We start from the raw sequence: 17,009 nt of genomic DNA, 5'->3' as shown, positions 1-17,009 counted from the left end.
TCGGGAAATCTAGGGTGCAAATGCGGTGGTAAAACGAGACGCGCCCCCGGCGCCCGGCTTGTTAACGGTCGCGGGGGCCGGGGGCGCAGCTCGAAGCAGGAATGCTCGAGGTGATTACTTCTCGATGATCGCGAGCACGTCGCGAGCCGAGAGAACGAGGTACTCCTCGTTGTTGTACTTCACCTCGGTGCCGCCGTACTTGCTGTAGAGCACGACGTCGCCGACGGAAACGTCGAGCGGAAGACGGTTACCGTCCTCGAAGCGGCCCGGGCCCACGGCCAGGACGACGCCCTCCTGGGGCTTCTCCTTGGCGGTGTCCGGAATGACCAGGCCCGAGGCCGTGGTCTGCTCGGCGTCGAGCGGCTGGACCACGATGCGGTCCTCGAGCGGCTTGATGGCAACCTTGGAGCTGGCGGTCGTCACGATCCGACCTCCCCCTTCGGAGATCTCACGGGGTTAACTGTCTGAGGTGGCGACCAGGTCGATCCGTCGTCGCGGGTGCCGGACCTGCCCGTCGCTGTGTTGGCACTCTCCAGTGGGGAGTGCCAGAGCCGAGACTATGACTGCGGTTAGCACTCGGTCAAGCGGAGTGCCAATTGCCGTGCGGCGCGTCTGCTGCGGGGGTGGGCTCAGCGGGGGTGGGTTCAGTGCGGGGTCCACTGGGGGCTGCCGCCCCCAGACCCCCGCTTCGGATCCAGACCCCCGCTTCAGATGTAGTCCTCCAGGCGTGCCACCGTCAGGCCCCGGGACTGGACCTTGCGCAGGACCCGCAGGGCGGTGGGCTCGTCCGGGGGCAGCTCGATGATGTCGCCGGGGCGGAGGTGGCGGGGGCCCCTGGTGTAGGTGGGGGTGTCGTGCCAGAGGACTCGCGGACGGAAGGCGCTGTCGGTGCGGAACGCGGTGACCGGGAGGCGCAGTTCGCGGACCATGGCGACGAAGTGCGGGTCCTTCTGGGCGGTGGCGTCGCAGATGAGGAAGACGACCTTGTCGGGGGTGGGGACGCGGTCGACGACGGGGGGCAGGTACCGGCCCCTCCGGTGGGGTGGGTCCGGGGCGGGGGCGAGCGGGGTCCGCAGGCCCCAGTGGCGGTATGCCAGGTCGCGGGCGGGCGCGGGATGCCGTACCCGCTGGGCCGCTTTCTCGCCCAGCCGTTCGATGGGGTCGACGGACTGGGCGCAGCCGGTGAGGAGGAGTGCGGCCCCGGTGAGCGCGGCGGCGGCCAGGGCCCGGTGTCGCCGCCACCGCCGCATCACAGGTAGTCCTCCAGGCGGGCCACGGCGTATCCCTCGCGGGTGACCTTGTTCAGGAACCGGCGCATGTCGTCGACCATCGTGCCGTCCCAGTCGTCCCGCCCCCGGAAGTGGGTCAGGACGATGTCGCCGGGGTGCAGGCTCCGGTCGTCCTCCCGGTACTCCCAGTGGTCGACGTAGACCTCCTCGTCCCAGATGGGGGCGTACTTGATGCCGCAGGACTTGGCGGCGACGAGGGTGTCCCGGTTGTAGTTGCCGTAGGGCGGGCGGAAGACGGTCGGGCTCTTGCCGAACTGCTTGCGCATGATCCGCTGCATGCCGCAGATCTCGTCCCGCTGCTCGTCGTAGGACAGGCCGGGCAGGTAGGGGTGGGTGAGGGTGTGGTTGTTGAGGGTGATGCCCTTGGCCTGCATCTTGCGGAAGTAGCCGTAGTCGTCCTCGACCAGGTAGTTGCTGAGGAACGCGGTGTAGGGGATCTTCAGGTCGCTCATCATGCGCAGGAAGGCCGGGTCCTTCTCGGCGCCGTCGTCGATGGTGAGGAAGACGACCTTCTGCTTGGTGGGGATCGTGGTGAAGACCGGGGGCAGGTTCAGTTCCTCCTGGTCGTGGACCTCGAATCCGGCGCGGGCGGTGATCCTCGGTTTGCGGGCGGGGGGCGGCGGAGGCGTCAGGGGGACCTGGTCCACACCCCAGCGTTTCGCGGCGGCGACCAGGGCGGCGTGGGAGGCGCGCAGCCGGGAGGCGTAGGAGTCCAGGGCCTCGGCGGGCGCCTGGCGGTGCTGCTGGCCGGGGGCGGGCCGGACGTCGGGGGCCGTGCCCGGTGCCGTACAGCCGGAGACGACACCGCCGGAGACTGTGACGACGGCGGCGGCCACGGCGAGCGCGACCCGGCCGGTTCGGGGGGCCGTTCGCCTCCACCGTGCACCATTTTTGTCATTTTGTACTACTACTCGCATGGTGCTGGATCTTCGCAGTACCCCCGTCCCGGACCCGCCCGACACCGCCGCCGCGGGCGCACCATCCACCGACTGGCCCACAATGACCCGGTGAACGACCTGCTCCCCTTCCACTCCCTGCTCACCCCCGAGGGCCGCGCCCTCCTCGACGAGGTGCGCGGCACGGCACCGGCCGAGGAACTCGCCGTCGCCACCCGCCTGCGCCGCGACCACCCCGCCGACCTGGTCTCGGCCGCCCTCGGCCAGGCCCGGTTGCGGCAGCGGGCGGCGGCGAAGTTCGGGGCCGAGGACGCGGAGCGGATGTACTTCACGCCGAACGGGGTCGAGCAGTCGACCCGCACGAGCGTGGCGGACTACCGGGCCGGCCGGCTGACGGAGCTGGGGGTGACGTCCGTCGCCGACCTGTGCTGCGGCATCGGCGGCGACGCGATCGCCCTCGCCCGCGCCGGGATCCGCGTCCTCGCCGTGGACCGCGATCCGCTGACGGCGGCGGTGGCCCGGGCGAACGCTCAGGCGCTGGGGCTGGCGGACCTCATCGAGGTGCGGGAGGCGGATGTCACGGAGGTCGACACCGCCGGGTACGACGCGGTGTTCGTCGACCCCGCCCGGCGCGGCGGACGGGGCCGTATCTTCGACCCGGAGGCCTACTCGCCGCCCCTGTCCTGGGCGGTCGGCGCCGCGTCCGCCGCCCGGGTGGCCGCCCTGAAGATCGCCCCCGGCATCCCGCACGAGGCGGTCCCCGAGCGGGCCGAGGCCGAGTGGATCTCGGACGGCGGGGATGTGAAGGAGGCGGTGCTGTGGTTCGGCACCGGCGCCGGTGGCGGCTTTGGCGGGGCGGCCGTGCGGGCCACGCTGCTGCCGGGGCCTCGCTCCCTGCTCTCCCGGGGCCTGCCCGACCCCGAAGTGCGGCCCGTGGGGCGGTACTTGTACGAGCCCGACGGCGCCGTCATCCGGGCGCACCTGGTGGCCGAGGTCGCCGAGGAGCTGGACGGCGGGCTGATCGACCCGACCATCGCCTACATCACGGCGGACACCCCACGGCCGACGGTGTACGCCTCCGCGTACGAGATCACCGACCGGCTCCCGTTCAACCTGAAGAAGCTGAAGGCCCTGCTCAGGGAGCGCGAGGTCGGCGTCCTGACCGTGAAGAAGCGCGGCTCGGCGGTCGAACCCGAGGAACTCCGCAGGAAGGTCAAGCCCCAGGGCCCGAACTCGGCGACGGTGTTCCTCACCCGGGTGGCGGGGGCGCCGACGATGCTGATCGGCCACCCGCTGGGGTGACTCCCGCGCACTCCCCCGCCCGCCGCAGCAGCATCTCCCGCTCCCGCTCGTTGCGGGTCAGGCGTGCCGCGCGTTCGAACTCCGCGCGTGCTTCCGCCGGGCGGCCCAGGCGGGTCAGGAGGTCGCCGCGGACGCTGGGCAGCAAGTGGTAGTCGCGGAGGGAGGGTTCGGCGGCCAGCCGGTCCACGATCTCCAGCGCCGGGGCCGGGCCCCGCGCCATCGAGACGGCGACGGCACGGTTCAACTCCACGACGGGGGACGGGGCTCGGGCCGCGAGCAGGTCGTACAGGGTGGCGATGGCCGGCCAGTCCGTCTCCTCGTAGGTGTAGGCGTGCGCGTGGCAGGCCGCGATCGTCGCCTGGAGGGCGTACGGGCCGGGGGCGCCGGTGGCAGTGGCCTCGGCGCGGCCGAGGGCCGTGATGCCGCGGGCGATGAGCATGCGGTTCCAGCGGCGGCGGTTCTGGTCCTTCAGCAGGACCGGCTCACCGTGCGGGCCGGTGCGGGCGGCGGCGCGGGAGGACTGGAACTCCAGGAGGGCGGTCAGGGCGTGCACCTCCGGCTCCTTGGGCATCAGGGCGGACAGCACGCGGGCCAGGCGGAGGGCGTCCTCGCAGAGACCGGGGCGCAGCCAGTCGTCGCCGGCGGTGGCCGCGTACCCCTCGTTGTGGATCAGGTAGATGACGTCGAGGACGGAGCCCAGGCGGGCCTCGCGGTCGGGGCCGCAGGGGACCTCGAAGGCGATGTTCCGCTTCGCGAGGGTGCGCTTGGCGCGGACGACGCGCTGGGCGATCGTCGGCTCGGGCACGAGGAAGGCGCGGGCGATCTCGGCCGTGGTCAGACCGCCCAGCAGGCGCAGTGTGAGCGCGGTGCGGGCCTCGGGGGACAGCACGGGGTGGCAGGCGGTGAAGACCAGGCGGAGCAGGTCGTCGTCGATGTCGTCGGGGTCGGCCGGTTCCGGCGGCCCGGCCGTCGTCTCCAGGTCGCGGCCGATCTCGGCGAGCTTGCGGGCGTAGTTCTCGCGGCGGCGGATCAGATCGACGGCGCGACGCCGGGCGGTGGCCATCAGCCAGGCACCCGGGTTGTCCGGCACGCCGTCCCGGGGCCACTGCTCCAGAGCTGCCACCAGCGCGTCCTGCGCCAGCTCCTCGGCGATCCCGATGTCCCGCACGATCCGGGTCACGCCGGCGATGAGACGGGGCGACTCCAGACGGAAGACGGTCTCGATGACGGCGCGGGCGGCCTCAGCGGCGGACTCGACGGCCTGGGCTGCGGACTCGACGGCGGGCTCGGCGGACTCGACGGCGGGTCCGATGACCTCAGCGGCCTGGGCAGCGGACTCCGCGGCGGGTCCGACGGCCTCGGCGGCGGCCTGGGCGGTGGCGGTGGGCTGTTGTTCCACAGCCCACCATGCAACACCCCCGGCCGGGGTCCGCGCCAATGAGCGGTCAGCCCTCGGCGATCTCCCGGACCTCGCAGGTCACGGTCCAGAACTCCTCGTGGACCTTCAGGAAGCGCTTCGTCCACTCCAGCGCCTCGGCCTTGTCCTTGCACTGCATGAGGGCATAGCCGCCGATGACCTCCTTGGACTCGGTGAAGGGCCCGTCCGTGACGGACAGCTGCCCGCCCTCCCAGTGGACCCGGGTGCCCTGCGCGGAGGGGGTGAGCCCGGCGGTGTCCAGCATCACGCCGGCCTTGGTGATCTCCTCGATCAGCTCACCCATCCGCTGCATCAGCTCGGGGCTGGGGCCCTCGGCGGGGGCGGTGGACTCGTCGATGCGTACGAGCGACAGGTAGCGGGGCATGGTGACTCCTCGGTGCCGGGCGGCGGGGCCTCTCCCCGCCTCTCACCCCTGCGTCGAACGGGAGACGTCCGGATCGACACGGCCCCCGGAATTCCTCGAAGAATTTTTCCGGGGACCGTGACCTGGCACTACTTGAGCTCGGCCCCGAACGCAGCCTTCGCGTACGGCGCCCCGACGCTCTTCCCGCCGAAGACGAGCGCCGCGTCCGTCGTGAGGCCCGTGGCGCGGCCCCGCAGTTCCCAGACGGCCCCGTTGCCGCCGTCCTCGTTCGTGGCGGCGGCCGAGAGGTCGGCGTGGCCGTTGCCGTTGATGTCGAGGAGCTGGACGGTCTCACCGAAGACGTCGTTGGTCTCGGCGGTGCCGGGGACACCCGTGGTGTTCTGGGTGAAGCCCTGCGCACCCGTGCCGGTCAGGCCGGTGCGGCTGCCGCGCAGGACGTCGACCATGCCCTCGTACTGGTTCTCGCCTGGCGCGCCCACCGCCAGGTCGTCGATGCCGTCGCCGGTGATGTCGCCGACGGCGACCGACCGCCCGAACAGGTCGCCCTCCTCGGTGGCGCCCGGCACACCGGGGGTGTTCTGCGAATACGTCCGCCAGGTGCCGCGTGCGCCCAGGCCGGTGGCCGAGCCGTAGGCCACCTGGACCTGCTCGTTCACGGAGTCCCCGGTGACGAGTTCGTCGTATCCGTCGCCGTTGAGGTCGCCGAACGCCACGGCGCCGTCGCCGGAGGGGGCGTCGGGCACGCGGGTGAGGCCGGCGGGGGTGCTCAGGTAGAACTCGCTGCAGTACACGCCGTCTCCGCAGTACTCGGACAGGGCCAGGTCCGCGCGGCCGTCGCCGTTGATGTCGCCGGTGGCGCCGTCGTGGACGTCGACGTACTGGAGGTCGGGGTCCATGGGGGAGGTGGCGGCCGGGGTGCCGGTCCGCTTCAGCGGTCCCTTCCAGAGGGTCGCCTTGGTCCCGAGCGGGTCGTCGCCGGGGGCGTAGCCCGCGAGGAGCAGCGCCAGGTCCAGGCGGCCGTCGCCGTCGAAGTCACCGGCCTGGGTGTTGGTGGCGGGGACGGACGTGCCGCCGGACAGGCCGTGCGGGCCGCCCCAGACGACGACCGCCTTGGCGGACAGGGTGCCGTCCCCGATGACCAGGTCGGCGTAGCCGTCGTCGTCCAGGTCGCCCTTGGAGAGCTGGACGCCGAAGCGCTGGCCCTTGGCGGGGCTGCCCGGGATCCCGGCGGTGGCCCGGCTGATGACGGTCCGCCGGCTGGTCGAGATGCCGTGCGGGCCGCCGTACATCACGGTCACGTAGCCGGCCTTGCTCTTGCCGCCGACGGTGGCGTTCGGGGCGCCTACGGCCAGGTCGGCGTAGCCGTCGCCGTTGAAGTCGTCGCGGACGGGAGCGGCCGTCTTCGTCGCGGAGGCCATGGGTGCGGCGGTACCGAGAGCGGTCAGGGCCAGGGTGAGCGGGACCGCCCATCGGGCATGCGAACGTACGGATAACACAGGTGTAACCCCCCGTTACGGTAACTCGGTCACCCCATCAGACCCACCGGCCGTAGTGAAGGTTGCACTCAGCGCAGCGACTTCCACAGCGCGCTCGCCGCCGGTTCCTTCGCGATGACCCGGTTGGGGTCGGACGGGGCGGTGACGACCGGCATCATCACCGTCTTCACCTGGTCGGCCGTGAGGCCCTTCAGGCTCTGCCCCAGGCGCATCAGCTCGCTCAGCGAGTTCAGGCCGGTGTCCGTGGTCAGGCTTCCGGTGACCGCGTCGGCCACCTGGTAGAGCTTGGCGGGGTCGGTGAGGAGGTCGGTGGCGGCGATCTGCTCCAGCAGTGCCTTGACCAGCTTCTGCTGCAGACCTATACGGCCGAGGTCGCTGCCGTCGCCTATGCCGTGCCGGGTGCGGGCCAGGGCCAGGGCCTGCTTGCCGTTCAGATGGTGGGTGCCGGCCTTGAGGTGGAGGTGGCTCTTGTCGTCGTCGATGTCCTGGCCGGTGGTGACGGTGACCCCGCCGAGCGCGTCGACCAGCTTGGCGAAACCCGAGAAGTCGATCTCGATGTAGTGGTCCATGCGGACGTCGGTGACCGACTCGACCGTCTTCACCGCGCACACCGGGCCGCCCAGCGAATAGGCGCTGTTGAACATGGCGTTGTACGCCACCGAGGTCGAACCGCCCGACGACAGCGGGCAGGAGGGGCGGGTGACCAGCGTGTCGCGCGGGATGCTGACGACGGTGGCCTCGGTGCGGCCGGCGTCGATGTGCACGACCATCGCCGTGTCGGAGCGGGCGCCGGAGCTGTCGCCGCCGCCGAGTTCCTTGTTCGCCTTGCCGCTGCGCGAGTCGGAGCCGAGGACGAGGATGTTCAGCGCCTCGGTCGGCAGCGGGGACGCGGACGCCGAGGCGGAGGCGGAGACGGACGGGGTGACGACCGCCTTCGCCGGACGGTCGTCGCCGAGCGCGCTGTTGATGTCGACGCTCCGGATGTTGTGGTTCAGGTGCCAGTACGCCCAGCCCGCCGTCGCGCCGCCCAGCACCAGCGCCGCGGCGAGGGTGAGGCCGGCGGCCTTCAGTGCTCTCGACCGCCGGCCCGTCCGTCTGTCCCCGACTCTGTCCCCGACTCTGTCCCCGTCGTGTCCCGTCACGAGGAGGAACGTAAGTCCGAATTATTAGGAGAGTGTTAGCGAGATCGGCCCGAGATGGTTTTCTTCGGAAAATCTCACGCTTCTCATCTCCCGCTCAGCTCAGCTCAGTTCAGCTCAGCCCAGGGTCACCGTGGGCACCGGATTGCTGCCGCTCCAGGACGCGTTGAACCCGAAGGTCACCGAGCCGCCGTCCGGGACCGTCCCGTTGTACGAGGCGTTCGCGCAGGTCACGGCCGAACCGGACTGGGTGCAGTTGGCGTTCCAGACCTGGGTGATCTGCTGGCCCGCGCCATAGGTCCAGCTCGCCTTCCAGGAGGACAGCGAGGCCCCGGCGCAGGCGATCTTCACCTGGCCGGTGAAGCCGGTGTTCCACTGGCTGGTGACGCTGTACGTCGCCGTGCAGGCGCCGTTCGTCGGCGGCGGGGTCGTGCCGCCGCTGCCGCCGAGCGCCTCGGCGATGCCGTAGTAGGCGGGCTTGGGGCTGTAGTTCTCGTCGTACGGTGTCGCCGCCCCGTACCCCGGGAAGGTGCTCGGCACCCATGAGTCGGAGTCGGTGAAGCCCCACACGGTGACGTTGACGCAGCGGGCGACCGCCGCGCAGGCGGCCACGACCGACTTGAAGTCGGCGGCCTGCTGGGCGAGTTTCGCACTGTCGGCGGGCAGCGCCATCCGTATGTCCAGCTCGGTGATCGCCACGTCCACACCCAGATCGGCGAAGCGCTGGATGTTCTGCTGGAGGGTGGACGGGACCTGGCCGAGGATCAGATGGGCCTGGAGGCCGACGCCGTCGATCGGAACGCCCTGCTGCTTCAGGGACTTGACCAGGTTGTACAGGGCGGTGCTCTTGGAGTTGACGCCCTCGACGTTGTAGTCGTTGATGTACAGCTTGGCGTCCGGGTCGGCCGCGTGGGCCCAGGTCAGAGCATTTGGGATGTAGCTGGCGCCGAGGCCGTTGTACCAGAGGGTCGAGCGGTAGGTGCCGTCCTCGTTGAAGGGCTCGTTGACCACGTCCCAGGCCGCGATCTTCCCCTTGTACCGGCCCACCTCGGTGCTGATGTGGTTCTGGAGCAGGCTGCTGAGCTGCGCGGACGTCCAGCTGCCGTTGGTCAGCCAGCTCGGGTTCTGGCTGTGCCAGACCAGGGTGTGGCCGCGCACCTGCTGGTTGTGGGCCTGCGCGAAGGCGACGATCTGGTCGGCCTCGGCCCAGTTGAAGCCGCCCTGGGTGGGCTCGACCGAGCCCCACTTCATGGCGTTGCCCGGGGTGAGCGAGCTGAACTGCGACCCCGCGATGTCGCCGTAGCTCCCGGTGAGCTTGGAGCCGGTGACGGCCGTGCCGATGACCTTGCCCTTCGCCGCCGCGAGATCCCTCAACGGGGTGTCAGCAGCGTGGGCGGGTGCCGCGACCAGCACGGCGCCGAGCGTCGCGATGCCCGTCAGGAACGACGCGAGGGATAAGCCCTTTCTCAGAGATCGCATGCGGATACCTCCGAAAGTTTCGGTTGAACAACCGATTGGCTTCGGAGCAGTGTGGGGGGACGTGGAACCCCCGTCAATACTCCCCCGCTAAACCGCCGGAGGCACCGCCGTACTGCTGCGCACCACCAGGCTGGTCGCCAGCTCCACCCGGGTCGCCGCCGTGGACGCGTCCTCGCGCCCGAGGTCCAGCACCAGCTTGGCCGCGGCCTCGGCCATCTCGGTCAGCGGCTGCCGTACGGTCGTCAGCGGCGGCCCCACCCAGCGGGCCACCGGCAGGTCGTCGAAGCCGACCACGCTGAGGTCCTCCGGGATGCGCAGCCCCAGCTCACGGGCGGCCTCGTACAGCCCGAGCGCCTGGAGGTCGTTGCCCGCGAAGACGGCGGTGGGCCGGTCGGGGCGGCCGAGCAGCTCCAGGCCCAGCCGGTAGCCGGCCTCGTGGTGGAAATCCCCCGCCTTGATCATGCCCTGGTCGACGGGCAGCCCGGCGGTCTCCAGCGCGGCCCGGTAGCCGTCCACGCGCGCGCGGCTGCACATCATCCGGGACGGGCCGCTGATCGCGCCGATCCGGGTGTGGCCGAGCTCGACGAGGTGGCGGGTGGCGGCGAGGCCGCCCTGCCAGTTGGTGGCGCCGATCGAGGGCACGTCGGCACCCGGGTCGCCGGCCGGGTCCATCACCACGAACGGGATGGACCTGCTGGTCAGCAGCGCGCGCTGGGACTCGTCGAGCCCGGAGAGGACCAGGATCACGCCGTGCGGGCGGCGGGCGGCGACCTGGTCGGCCCAGGTCCGGCCGGGGGTGAGCCGGCCCGCGCTCTCGCTGAGCACGACACTCAGGCCCGCGTCCCGGGCCACGTTCTCCACACCCCGGATGACCTCCATCGCCCAGGCGCTCTCCAGCTCGTGGAAGACCAGGTCGATCAGCGGCGAGCGGGAGGCCTCGGCGCGGCGGCGCCGGTAGCCGTAGGCGCGCAGGAGTTCCTCGACGCGGGTGCGGGTGGCGGGCGCGACGTCGGCACGGCCGTTGAGGACCTTCGAAACAGTCGGAGCGGAGACACCGGCCTGACGAGCGATTTCGGCGAGGGTCGCGGTCTGCGTTCCTGCGGGCTTCGGAGGCTTCATGCGGGCGATCGTATCCCTGCACACCCTCTTGACGAAGACCTTGTCCCGCCATAGGTTCCCGGAACATTCGATGTTAATCCCGAAACATTCGTGACGGGACATTCGTGAGCAGAGACGGGAGTTACATGACATCCGCTCCTTGGCGCGACTCCGCCCTGCCCGCCGCCGCCCGCGTCGACGATCTGCTCGCGAGAATGACCCTGGAGGAGAAGGCCGCCCAGCTGTACGGCGTATGGGTGGGTGCCGCCACGGACGGCGACGGTGTCGCCCCGCTCCAGCGCGAGATGACCTCCGACTACGACTGGGACGAGCTGATCACGCTCGGCCTCGGCCAGCTGACCCGCTCCTTCGGCACCGCCCCCGTGGACCCGGCGCTGGGCGCGCAGGCACTGGCCCGCGCCCAGCGCCGGATCGCCGCGGCGGGCCGCTTCGGCATCCCGGCGGTCGCCCACGAGGAGTGCCTGGCGGGCTTCACGGCCTGGGGCGCCACCGCCTACCCGGTGCCGCTGGCCTGGGGCGCGACCTTCGACCCGCCACTCGTCGAGGAGCTGGGCCGGCACATCGGCGACGACCTGCGCTCGGTCGGCGTCCACCAGGGGCTCGCGCCCGTCCTGGACGTCGTACGGGACCCGCGCTGGGGCCGCGTGGAGGAGACGATCGGCGAGGACCCGTATCTGGTCGGCACGATCGGCACGGCCTATGTGCGGGGCCTGGAGTCGGCCGGGATCGTCGCCACGCTCAAGCACTTCGCCGGGTACGCGTCCTCGGCGGGCGCCCGGAACCTGGCGCCCGTGCGGGCCGGGATCCGGGAGTTCGCGGACGTCACCCTGCCGCCCTTCGAGATGGCGCTGCGCGAGGGCGGGGCGCGCTCGGTGATGGCGGCGTACACCGAGACGGACGGCGTCCCCGCCTCGGCGGACCCCCGCCTGCTGACCGAACTCCTGCGGGAGGAATGGGGCTTCACCGGGACGGTGGTCGCCGACTACTTCGGCATCGGGTTCCTCCAGAGCCTGCACCGGGTCGCCGGCGGCGAGGCGGAGGCGGCCCACCTGGCGCTGGAGGCGGGCATCGACGTGGAGCTGCCCACCCTCAAGTGCTACGGAAAGCCGCTGGTCGCGGCCGTACGGGAGGGCAGCGTCCCGGAGGCGCTGGTGGACCGGGCGGCCCGCCGGGTCCTGCTGCAGAAGTGCGAGCTGGGCCTGCTCGACGAGGACTGGCGGCCGGAACCGGCCGGCCCGGTCGACCTGGACTCGGCGGCGAACCGGGCGCTGGCCCGCCGGCTGGCCGAGGAGTCGGTGGTGCTCCTCGACAACCCCGACGGCCTGCTGCCGCTGGCCCCCGGCACCCGTGTCGCGGTGGTCGGCCCGCGCGCGGCCGACGCGCTGGCGATGCTCGGCTGCTACTCCTTCCCGTCCCATGTCCTCACGCACCACCCCGAGGTGCCGACGGGCATCGGCATCCCGTCGGTCCTTCAGGCCCTGCGCGCCGAACTCCCCGACGCCAAGGTGACGTTCGCGGAAGGCTGCGGGGTGTCCGACCCGGACCCCGCCGGCTTCCAGGAGGCGGTGGCCCGGGCGGCGGAGGCCGACGTGTGCGTGGCGGTGCTCGGCGACCGGGCCGGACTGTTCGGCCGGGGCACCTCGGGCGAGGGCTGCGATGTCACGGACCTGCGGCTGCCGGGCGTCCAGGGCGAGTTGCTGGACACGCTGGTCGCCACCGGGGTCCCCGTGGTGCTGGTCCTGCTGACCGGCCGCCCGTACGCCCTCGGCCGCTGGCACGACCGGCTGGCCGCCGTGGTCCAGGCGTTCTTCCCGGGGCAGGGCGGCGGCCCGGCCGTGGCGGGAGTGCTGTCGGGCCGCGTGAACCCCTCGGGCCGCCTCCCGGTGAGCGTCCCGCACGTCCCCGGGGGCCAGCCGTGGACGTACCTCCAGCCGCCGCTGGGCCTGGCGGACGAGGTCAGCAACCTCGACCCGACGCCCATGTACCCCTTCGGCCACGGACACTCGTACACGGCCTTCGCCTGGGACGACTTCGCGGGCACGGAGCAGGAGATCGGCACGGACGGCTCGTACGACATCTCGCTCACGGTCCGCAACACGGGCGACCGCGCGGGCGCGGAGGTCGTCCAGCTCTACCTGCACGACCCGGTGGCCTCGGTGACCCGCCCGGACGTCCGCCTGATCGGCTACCGGCGGGTGGCACTGGAGCCCGGGGAGGCGGCCCGGGTCACCTTCCGCTTCCACACCGACCTCTCGGCGTTCACCGACCGCTCGGGCCGCCGGGTGGTCGAACCGGGGACGCTGGAACTGCGGGTGGCGGCATCCAGCGCGGACGTACGGCACACGGCACGGCTGAACCTCACGGGCCCGGTACGTCCGGTCGGCACCGAGCGGCGGCTGCGGTGCGAGACGGCGGTGACGGTGGTCGACTGACGAAAAACCCCCGCCCCGGACAACCGGGGCGGGGGTGAAATGGAGCGCCGGGCAGGCCTTGCACCTGCATTTCCCCGCAGGAAGCGGGGCGTCTTTCCTTGGACCACCAACGCACTGTGTCCGGACCGGTGTTCCGGCCGTTCACGTGTGATGATCATAGCGTACGGACAGCTGTGCGCACCACTCGGCGGTCCGGGCGGTCGTCGGCTCAGGTCATTGCTCGGCACCGACCGACTCGAACCGCCAGCGGTGCACCGCCCGCGTGACCAATTCCCCGTCCGGGTCCGGCAGTTCGGGCAGTTCCGCGTCGTACTCCGCGTCCCACCAGGTGATGACGAGGACGCGGTCCTGGGGGGCGCGCAGGGTCTCCCGGCGCAGTGGCTGCCGGCCGAGCCGCTGCGCCCGGGCCCAGGCCAGCAGTGCGTCGCCGCGCCCCGCCGCCGCCCGGGCCTCCCACATCAGGGCGACCGTCACGAGTACAGGTTCTCCTTGCTGACCTCGTGGACGTGGTCGTGGCCGGGGACGTGCGGGTCGGTCACCGGCAGGGAGGAGTCCGCCGACAGGTCCCAGCTGGAGGCGGCCCGGTTCCGGGCGACCATCTCGGCGCCGAGGGCGGCGACCATGGCGCCGTTGTCCGTGCACAGCTTGGGGCGCGGGACGCGCAGCCGGATACCGGCGGCCTCGCAGCGCTCCTGGGCGAGGGCGCGCAGACGGGAGTTGGCGGCCACGCCGCCGCCGATCATCAGGTGGTCGACGCCCTCGTCCTTGCAGGCGCGTACGGCCTTGCGGGTCAGCACGTCCACCACGGCCTCCTGGAAGGAGGCGGACACGTCACGGACCGGGACCTCCTCGCCCGCCGCCCGCTTGGCCTCGATCCAGCGGGCCACGGCCGTCTTGAGGCCGGAGAAGGAGAAGTCGTACGCCGGGTCCCGCGGGCCGGTCAGGCCGCGCGGGAAGGCGATGGCCCGCGGGTCGCCCTCCTTGGCGTAGCGGTCGATGACCGGGCCGCCGGGGAAGCCCAGGTTCAGCACGCGGGCGATCTTGTCGAAGGCCTCGCCGGCCGCGTCGTCGATGGTCGAGCCCATCGGGCGCACGTCCGAGGTGATGTCCGAGGACAGCAGCAGGGAGGAGTGGCCGCCGGACACCAGCAGCGCCATCGTCGGCTCCGGGAGCGGGCCGTGCTCCAACTGGTCGACGCAGATGTGGGAGGCGAGGTGGTTCACGCCGTACAGGGGCTTGCCGAGGGCGTAGGCGTACGCCTTCGCCGCCGAGACGCCGACCAGCAGGGCGCCCGCGAGGCCGGGGCCCGCGGTCACCGCGATGCCGTCCAGGTCCCTGGCGGAGACACCGGCTTCCTTCAGCGCGCGGTCGATGGTGGGCACCATCGCCTCCAGGTGGGCCCGTGAGGCGACCTCGGGCACCACACCGCCGAAGCGGGCGTGCTCGTCGACGCTGGAGGCGATGGCGTCCGCCAGCAGGGTGGTGCCGCGGACGATGCCGACGCCGGTCTCGTCGCAGGAGGTCTCGATGCCCAGGACCAGGGGTTCGTCAGCCATTGCTCTCTGTGCCCTCTGTGCTCTCTGTGCTTTCTGTTCCTGGTGCGGGGATGGAACCGGCGGCGGGGCCGCCGTCGGGTTCCGTGGTGAGGCGCATCACCAGGGCGTCCACGTTCCCCGGCTGGTAGTAGCCGCGCCTGAAGCCGATGGGGGTGAAGCCGAAGCGCTCGTACAGCTTCTGCGCGCGGACGTTGTCGACGCGGCACTCCAGCATCACTTCGGTGCACTCGAAGGCGGTCGCGGCCCGCAGCAGGTCGGCCAGCAGCAGGCCGCCCAGGCCGGTGCCCTGGAGGTCGCGGGTGACGGCGATGGTCTGGACGTCGGCCAGCTCGCCCTGCGCGGCCAGGCCGGCGTAGCCGACGATCCGGTCGCCCGTCTCGGCCACGACGTACCGCCGGGTCGCCTCGGAGCCGCGGGAGTGGGCCAGCTCGGACCAGAACATGCCCCGCGACCAGGTGTCCTCGGGGAAGAGGTCCTTCTCCAGCTCCAGCACGGGGTCGATGTCCCACCAGCGCATCTCGCGCAGTCGTGGGGTTGCGGGTTCGGTCACTTGGGGGTGACCACCTTGTAGTTCTTGGGGACCTGGACGTCGGGGCGGCGCAGATACAGCGGCCGGGGAGCCTGGAGTTCCTCGCCCGCGGCCAGCTTCCCTGCGGCCAGCGAGGCGAGGGCGGCGGCGGAGACGTGCTCGGGCGCGTGGGCCTGCGGGAAGGCGTCGGGGTAGAGCAGGGCGCCCGCGCCGACGGCGGGGAGTCCCGCCACCTGCTCGGCGATGTCGGCGGGCCGGTCGACGGCGGGGTCGGTCAGCCGGGTGCGGGAGTCGGCGTACTTCGCCCAGTAGACCTCCTTGCGGCGGGCGTCGGTCGCCACGACGAAGGGGCCCTTCTCGATGTCGGCCGCGTAGGCGAGGGCGTCGAGCGTGCACAGGCCGTGCACGGGCACGCCGAGCGCGAGCCCGAACGTGTCGGCGGTCATCAGGCCGACGCGCAGCCCGGTGTAGGGGCCGGGTCCGATGCCTACGACGATCCCGGTGACGGCGTCGAGCTTCAGCCCGGCCTCGGCGAGCACGCGGTCCACGGCCGGCAGCAGCAGCTCTCCGTGCCGGCGCGCGTCCACCTGGCTCGAGGAGGCGATGACGTCCGTGTCGTCGTGCAGCGCGACGGTGACGGCGGGGGTGGCGGTATCCAGAGCGAGCAAGAGCACGCGAACAGCCTACGGCTCCAGCGCGTACGCGGTGGCCGTCCCGGTCAGGTGGTCACCGACTGCTACCGTCTGCATAAATTTCTGTACGAAGTAAGACAAATATCGTGATACGGCGACGCGAGACAGAGGTGGGCGTACGTGGCAGGGACCAGCGCGGGAATCGTGTTCGGCCTCACCGCGGCGGCCGTCGGGACGGTCGGCCTCCTCGCCTACCAGGCCTCCGCCACGGTCCCGGCCGGCCTCGGCGACAAGCCGCGGGCGAGCGCGTCACCCCTCGTCAAGGCACCCCGCGACTGGAGGAACCCGACGGCACTGCCCGCCGTCTCCGGATCGGGTGAACGTGTCGTGTACTCGGTGGACGACGACCGGGTATGGCTGGTCAGCGAGCGCAACCGGGTACTGCGCACCTTCCGGGTGAACCCCGGCCGGGTGGATCCGCTCCCGGGCGCGTACGTGGTGACGTCCCGCTCGCACGCGGTCACCGGCACCGACGGCGTCCCCGTCGAGCACGTCGTGCGCTTCACCAGCGTGGACGACGTCGCCATCGGCTTCAGCGCCCCCGTGAACCCGGACCTGACCCCGGCCCCGGACCCGACCGTGCGCACCGGCGGCATCAGGGAGACCCGGGCGGACGGCCAGGCGATGTGGATGTTCGCGACGATCGGGGTGCCGGTCGTGGTGGTCAGGTAGGGCGCGGGGACCCGGCCCGCCGGGCCGATGCGCGGGTCCGGGCGATGCGAGCGCCGGACGCGCACTCGCCGGGCACCGGCCCCGACCCACCCGTCCGCGGGCCCCACATCGACGCCGCGTCGCACGGCCGCTCCGCCGACTCCTGCCGGCCCGGCTCACGCTCTCGCGATGGCAGCGCGATCCGCCACGGGCGCGCCAGGCCTGCGCGGCCCCGGTGGCGCCGGTTCCCGGGCCGTGCCCGGCCGTGTGGTGCGGGCCGGCGTGAATGTCGCGGGCTCGCCGGGTGCCCCGGTTGCGGCCTGCCTGGCCGCGGGCCCGGCGCTCAGGCCGCGTCGCGGTGCCGGTCCGCCGATTCCTGCCGGCCCGGTTCGGGGGGCTGCGGGGGGTTCGAGATCGCCTTGGCTGCCGTGCAGGAGGCCAGGAGGTCGCGCATGGACACCCCGGCGGAGACGGGGGGCCGCCACGGCACCGTGGGCTGAGGAGCGGGCATGGGGCGCCTCCTGAGGTGCGGGGGGCGGGTGTAGTTAGGCAGACCTAACTACGGGCTGGGTACCATGTCACCACGGCTGCCAGGCCCGGCGCAATATGTTGCCGACGGCTTGTCGG

General features: G+C 72.1%; 17 protein-coding genes. 3 read left to right on the top strand and 14 right to left on the bottom strand.

Features of this window, described 5'->3' with window-relative positions; translation table 11 throughout:
* Positions 1–114: 114 nt before the first annotated feature.
* The 3 genes from groES to ACH45E_RS31185 all read right to left on the bottom strand — a co-directional run bounded on the left by groES (position 115) and on the right by ACH45E_RS31185 (position 2,206).
* Positions 115–423 (bottom strand): co-chaperone GroES, encoded by a 309-nt coding sequence (gene groES, locus ACH45E_RS31195; RefSeq protein WP_132856129.1) that lies wholly within the window; start codon positions 421–423, stop codon positions 115–117.
* Between the two features lie 284 nt (positions 424–707).
* Positions 708–1,250: a hypothetical protein gene (locus tag ACH45E_RS31190; RefSeq protein WP_361447935.1), complete on the bottom strand. Its 543-nt coding sequence runs from the start codon at positions 1,248–1,250 to the stop codon at positions 708–710.
* Complete coding sequence (locus ACH45E_RS31185; protein ID WP_361447932.1) at positions 1,250–2,206, bottom strand: polysaccharide deacetylase family protein; 957 nt, start codon at positions 2,204–2,206, stop codon at positions 1,250–1,252. The genes ACH45E_RS31190 and ACH45E_RS31185 overlap by 1 nt, the downstream gene beginning before the upstream one ends.
* Here ACH45E_RS31185 and ACH45E_RS31180 point away from each other — a divergent pair.
* Entirely contained in the window at positions 2,189–3,487 is a 1,299-nt protein-coding gene (locus ACH45E_RS31180; protein WP_399041924.1) for a methyltransferase domain-containing protein, read from the top strand. The genes ACH45E_RS31185 and ACH45E_RS31180 overlap by 18 nt on opposite strands.
* Here ACH45E_RS31180 and ACH45E_RS31175 read toward each other — a convergent pair.
* The 6 genes from ACH45E_RS31175 to ACH45E_RS31150 form a co-directional block, all read right to left on the bottom strand.
* Positions 3,435–4,712: an RNA polymerase sigma factor gene (locus ACH45E_RS31175; RefSeq protein WP_361448389.1), complete on the bottom strand. Its 1,278-nt coding sequence runs from the start codon at positions 4,710–4,712 to the stop codon at positions 3,435–3,437. The two genes, ACH45E_RS31180 and ACH45E_RS31175, sit on opposite strands and share 53 nt — an antisense overlap.
* A gap of 220 nt (positions 4,713–4,932) precedes the next feature.
* Positions 4,933–5,289 (bottom strand): YciI family protein, encoded by a 357-nt coding sequence (locus ACH45E_RS31170; RefSeq protein WP_361447926.1) that lies wholly within the window; start codon positions 5,287–5,289, stop codon positions 4,933–4,935.
* 128 nt (positions 5,290–5,417) lie between these two features.
* Entirely contained in the window at positions 5,418–6,707 is a 1,290-nt protein-coding gene (locus ACH45E_RS31165; protein WP_361447923.1) for a VCBS repeat-containing protein, read from the bottom strand.
* A gap of 146 nt (positions 6,708–6,853) precedes the next feature.
* The gene (locus ACH45E_RS31160) at positions 6,854–7,927 is read right to left on the bottom strand and encodes an LCP family protein (RefSeq protein WP_361447920.1); all 1,074 of its coding nucleotides are present in this window, start codon (positions 7,925–7,927) and stop codon (positions 6,854–6,856) included.
* A 114-nt stretch (positions 7,928–8,041) separates the two neighbouring features.
* Positions 8,042–9,403, bottom strand: coding sequence for an endo-1,4-beta-xylanase (locus tag ACH45E_RS31155; RefSeq protein WP_361447917.1), 1,362 nt, complete (start codon positions 9,401–9,403; stop codon positions 8,042–8,044).
* Between the two features lie 87 nt (positions 9,404–9,490).
* On the bottom strand, positions 9,491–10,522 hold the full coding sequence (locus ACH45E_RS31150) for a LacI family DNA-binding transcriptional regulator (RefSeq protein WP_361447914.1): 1,032 nt from the start codon (positions 10,520–10,522) through the stop codon (positions 9,491–9,493).
* Positions 10,523–10,647: 125 nt separating this feature from the next.
* On the opposite strand from ACH45E_RS31150, the gene ACH45E_RS31145 reads away from it, so the two are divergent.
* A complete protein-coding gene (locus tag ACH45E_RS31145) occupies positions 10,648–12,954 on the top strand; it encodes a glycoside hydrolase family 3 N-terminal domain-containing protein (RefSeq protein WP_361447911.1) in 2,307 nt (768 codons plus the stop codon).
* A gap of 213 nt (positions 12,955–13,167) precedes the next feature.
* On the opposite strand, the gene ACH45E_RS31140 is transcribed toward ACH45E_RS31145, so the two are convergent.
* Genes ACH45E_RS31140 through tsaB form a run of 4 tightly spaced genes read right to left on the bottom strand, consistent with a single transcriptional unit; the run spans position 13,168 to position 15,713 of the window.
* A complete protein-coding gene (locus tag ACH45E_RS31140) occupies positions 13,168–13,428 on the bottom strand; it encodes a hypothetical protein (protein WP_361447908.1) in 261 nt (86 codons plus the stop codon).
* Positions 13,425–14,510: a tRNA (adenosine(37)-N6)-threonylcarbamoyltransferase complex transferase subunit TsaD gene (gene tsaD / locus ACH45E_RS31135; RefSeq protein WP_361447905.1), complete on the bottom strand. Its 1,086-nt coding sequence runs from the start codon at positions 14,508–14,510 to the stop codon at positions 13,425–13,427. The genes ACH45E_RS31140 and tsaD overlap by 4 nt, the downstream gene beginning before the upstream one ends.
* Positions 14,503–15,060, bottom strand: coding sequence for a ribosomal protein S18-alanine N-acetyltransferase (rimI, locus tag ACH45E_RS31130; protein WP_361447902.1), 558 nt, complete (start codon positions 15,058–15,060; stop codon positions 14,503–14,505). Before rimI ends, tsaD begins: the two co-directional genes overlap by 8 nt.
* Entirely contained in the window at positions 15,057–15,713 is a 657-nt protein-coding gene (gene tsaB, locus ACH45E_RS31125; protein WP_361447899.1) for a tRNA (adenosine(37)-N6)-threonylcarbamoyltransferase complex dimerization subunit type 1 TsaB, read from the bottom strand. Before tsaB ends, rimI begins: the two co-directional genes overlap by 4 nt.
* Positions 15,714–15,851: 138 nt before the next feature.
* Between tsaB and ACH45E_RS31120 the strand changes: the two genes are divergently transcribed.
* Positions 15,852–16,403 (top strand): hypothetical protein, encoded by a 552-nt coding sequence (locus ACH45E_RS31120; RefSeq protein WP_361447896.1) that lies wholly within the window; start codon positions 15,852–15,854, stop codon positions 16,401–16,403.
* A 322-nt stretch (positions 16,404–16,725) separates the two neighbouring features.
* Here the strand turns inward: ACH45E_RS31120 and ACH45E_RS31115 are convergent, their stop codons facing one another.
* Entirely contained in the window at positions 16,726–16,893 is a 168-nt protein-coding gene (locus ACH45E_RS31115; RefSeq protein WP_361447893.1) for a hypothetical protein, read from the bottom strand.
* Positions 16,894–17,009 lie beyond the last annotated feature (116 nt).

The sequence above is a fragment of the Streptomyces sp. NPDC020299 genome (assembly GCF_044387825.1).
Classification (GTDB): Bacteria; Actinomycetota; Actinomycetes; order Streptomycetales; family Streptomycetaceae; genus Streptomyces.
The sequence above is the reverse complement of the archived record's forward strand: the minus strand, read 5'-3'. Positions and strand labels throughout refer to the sequence as shown.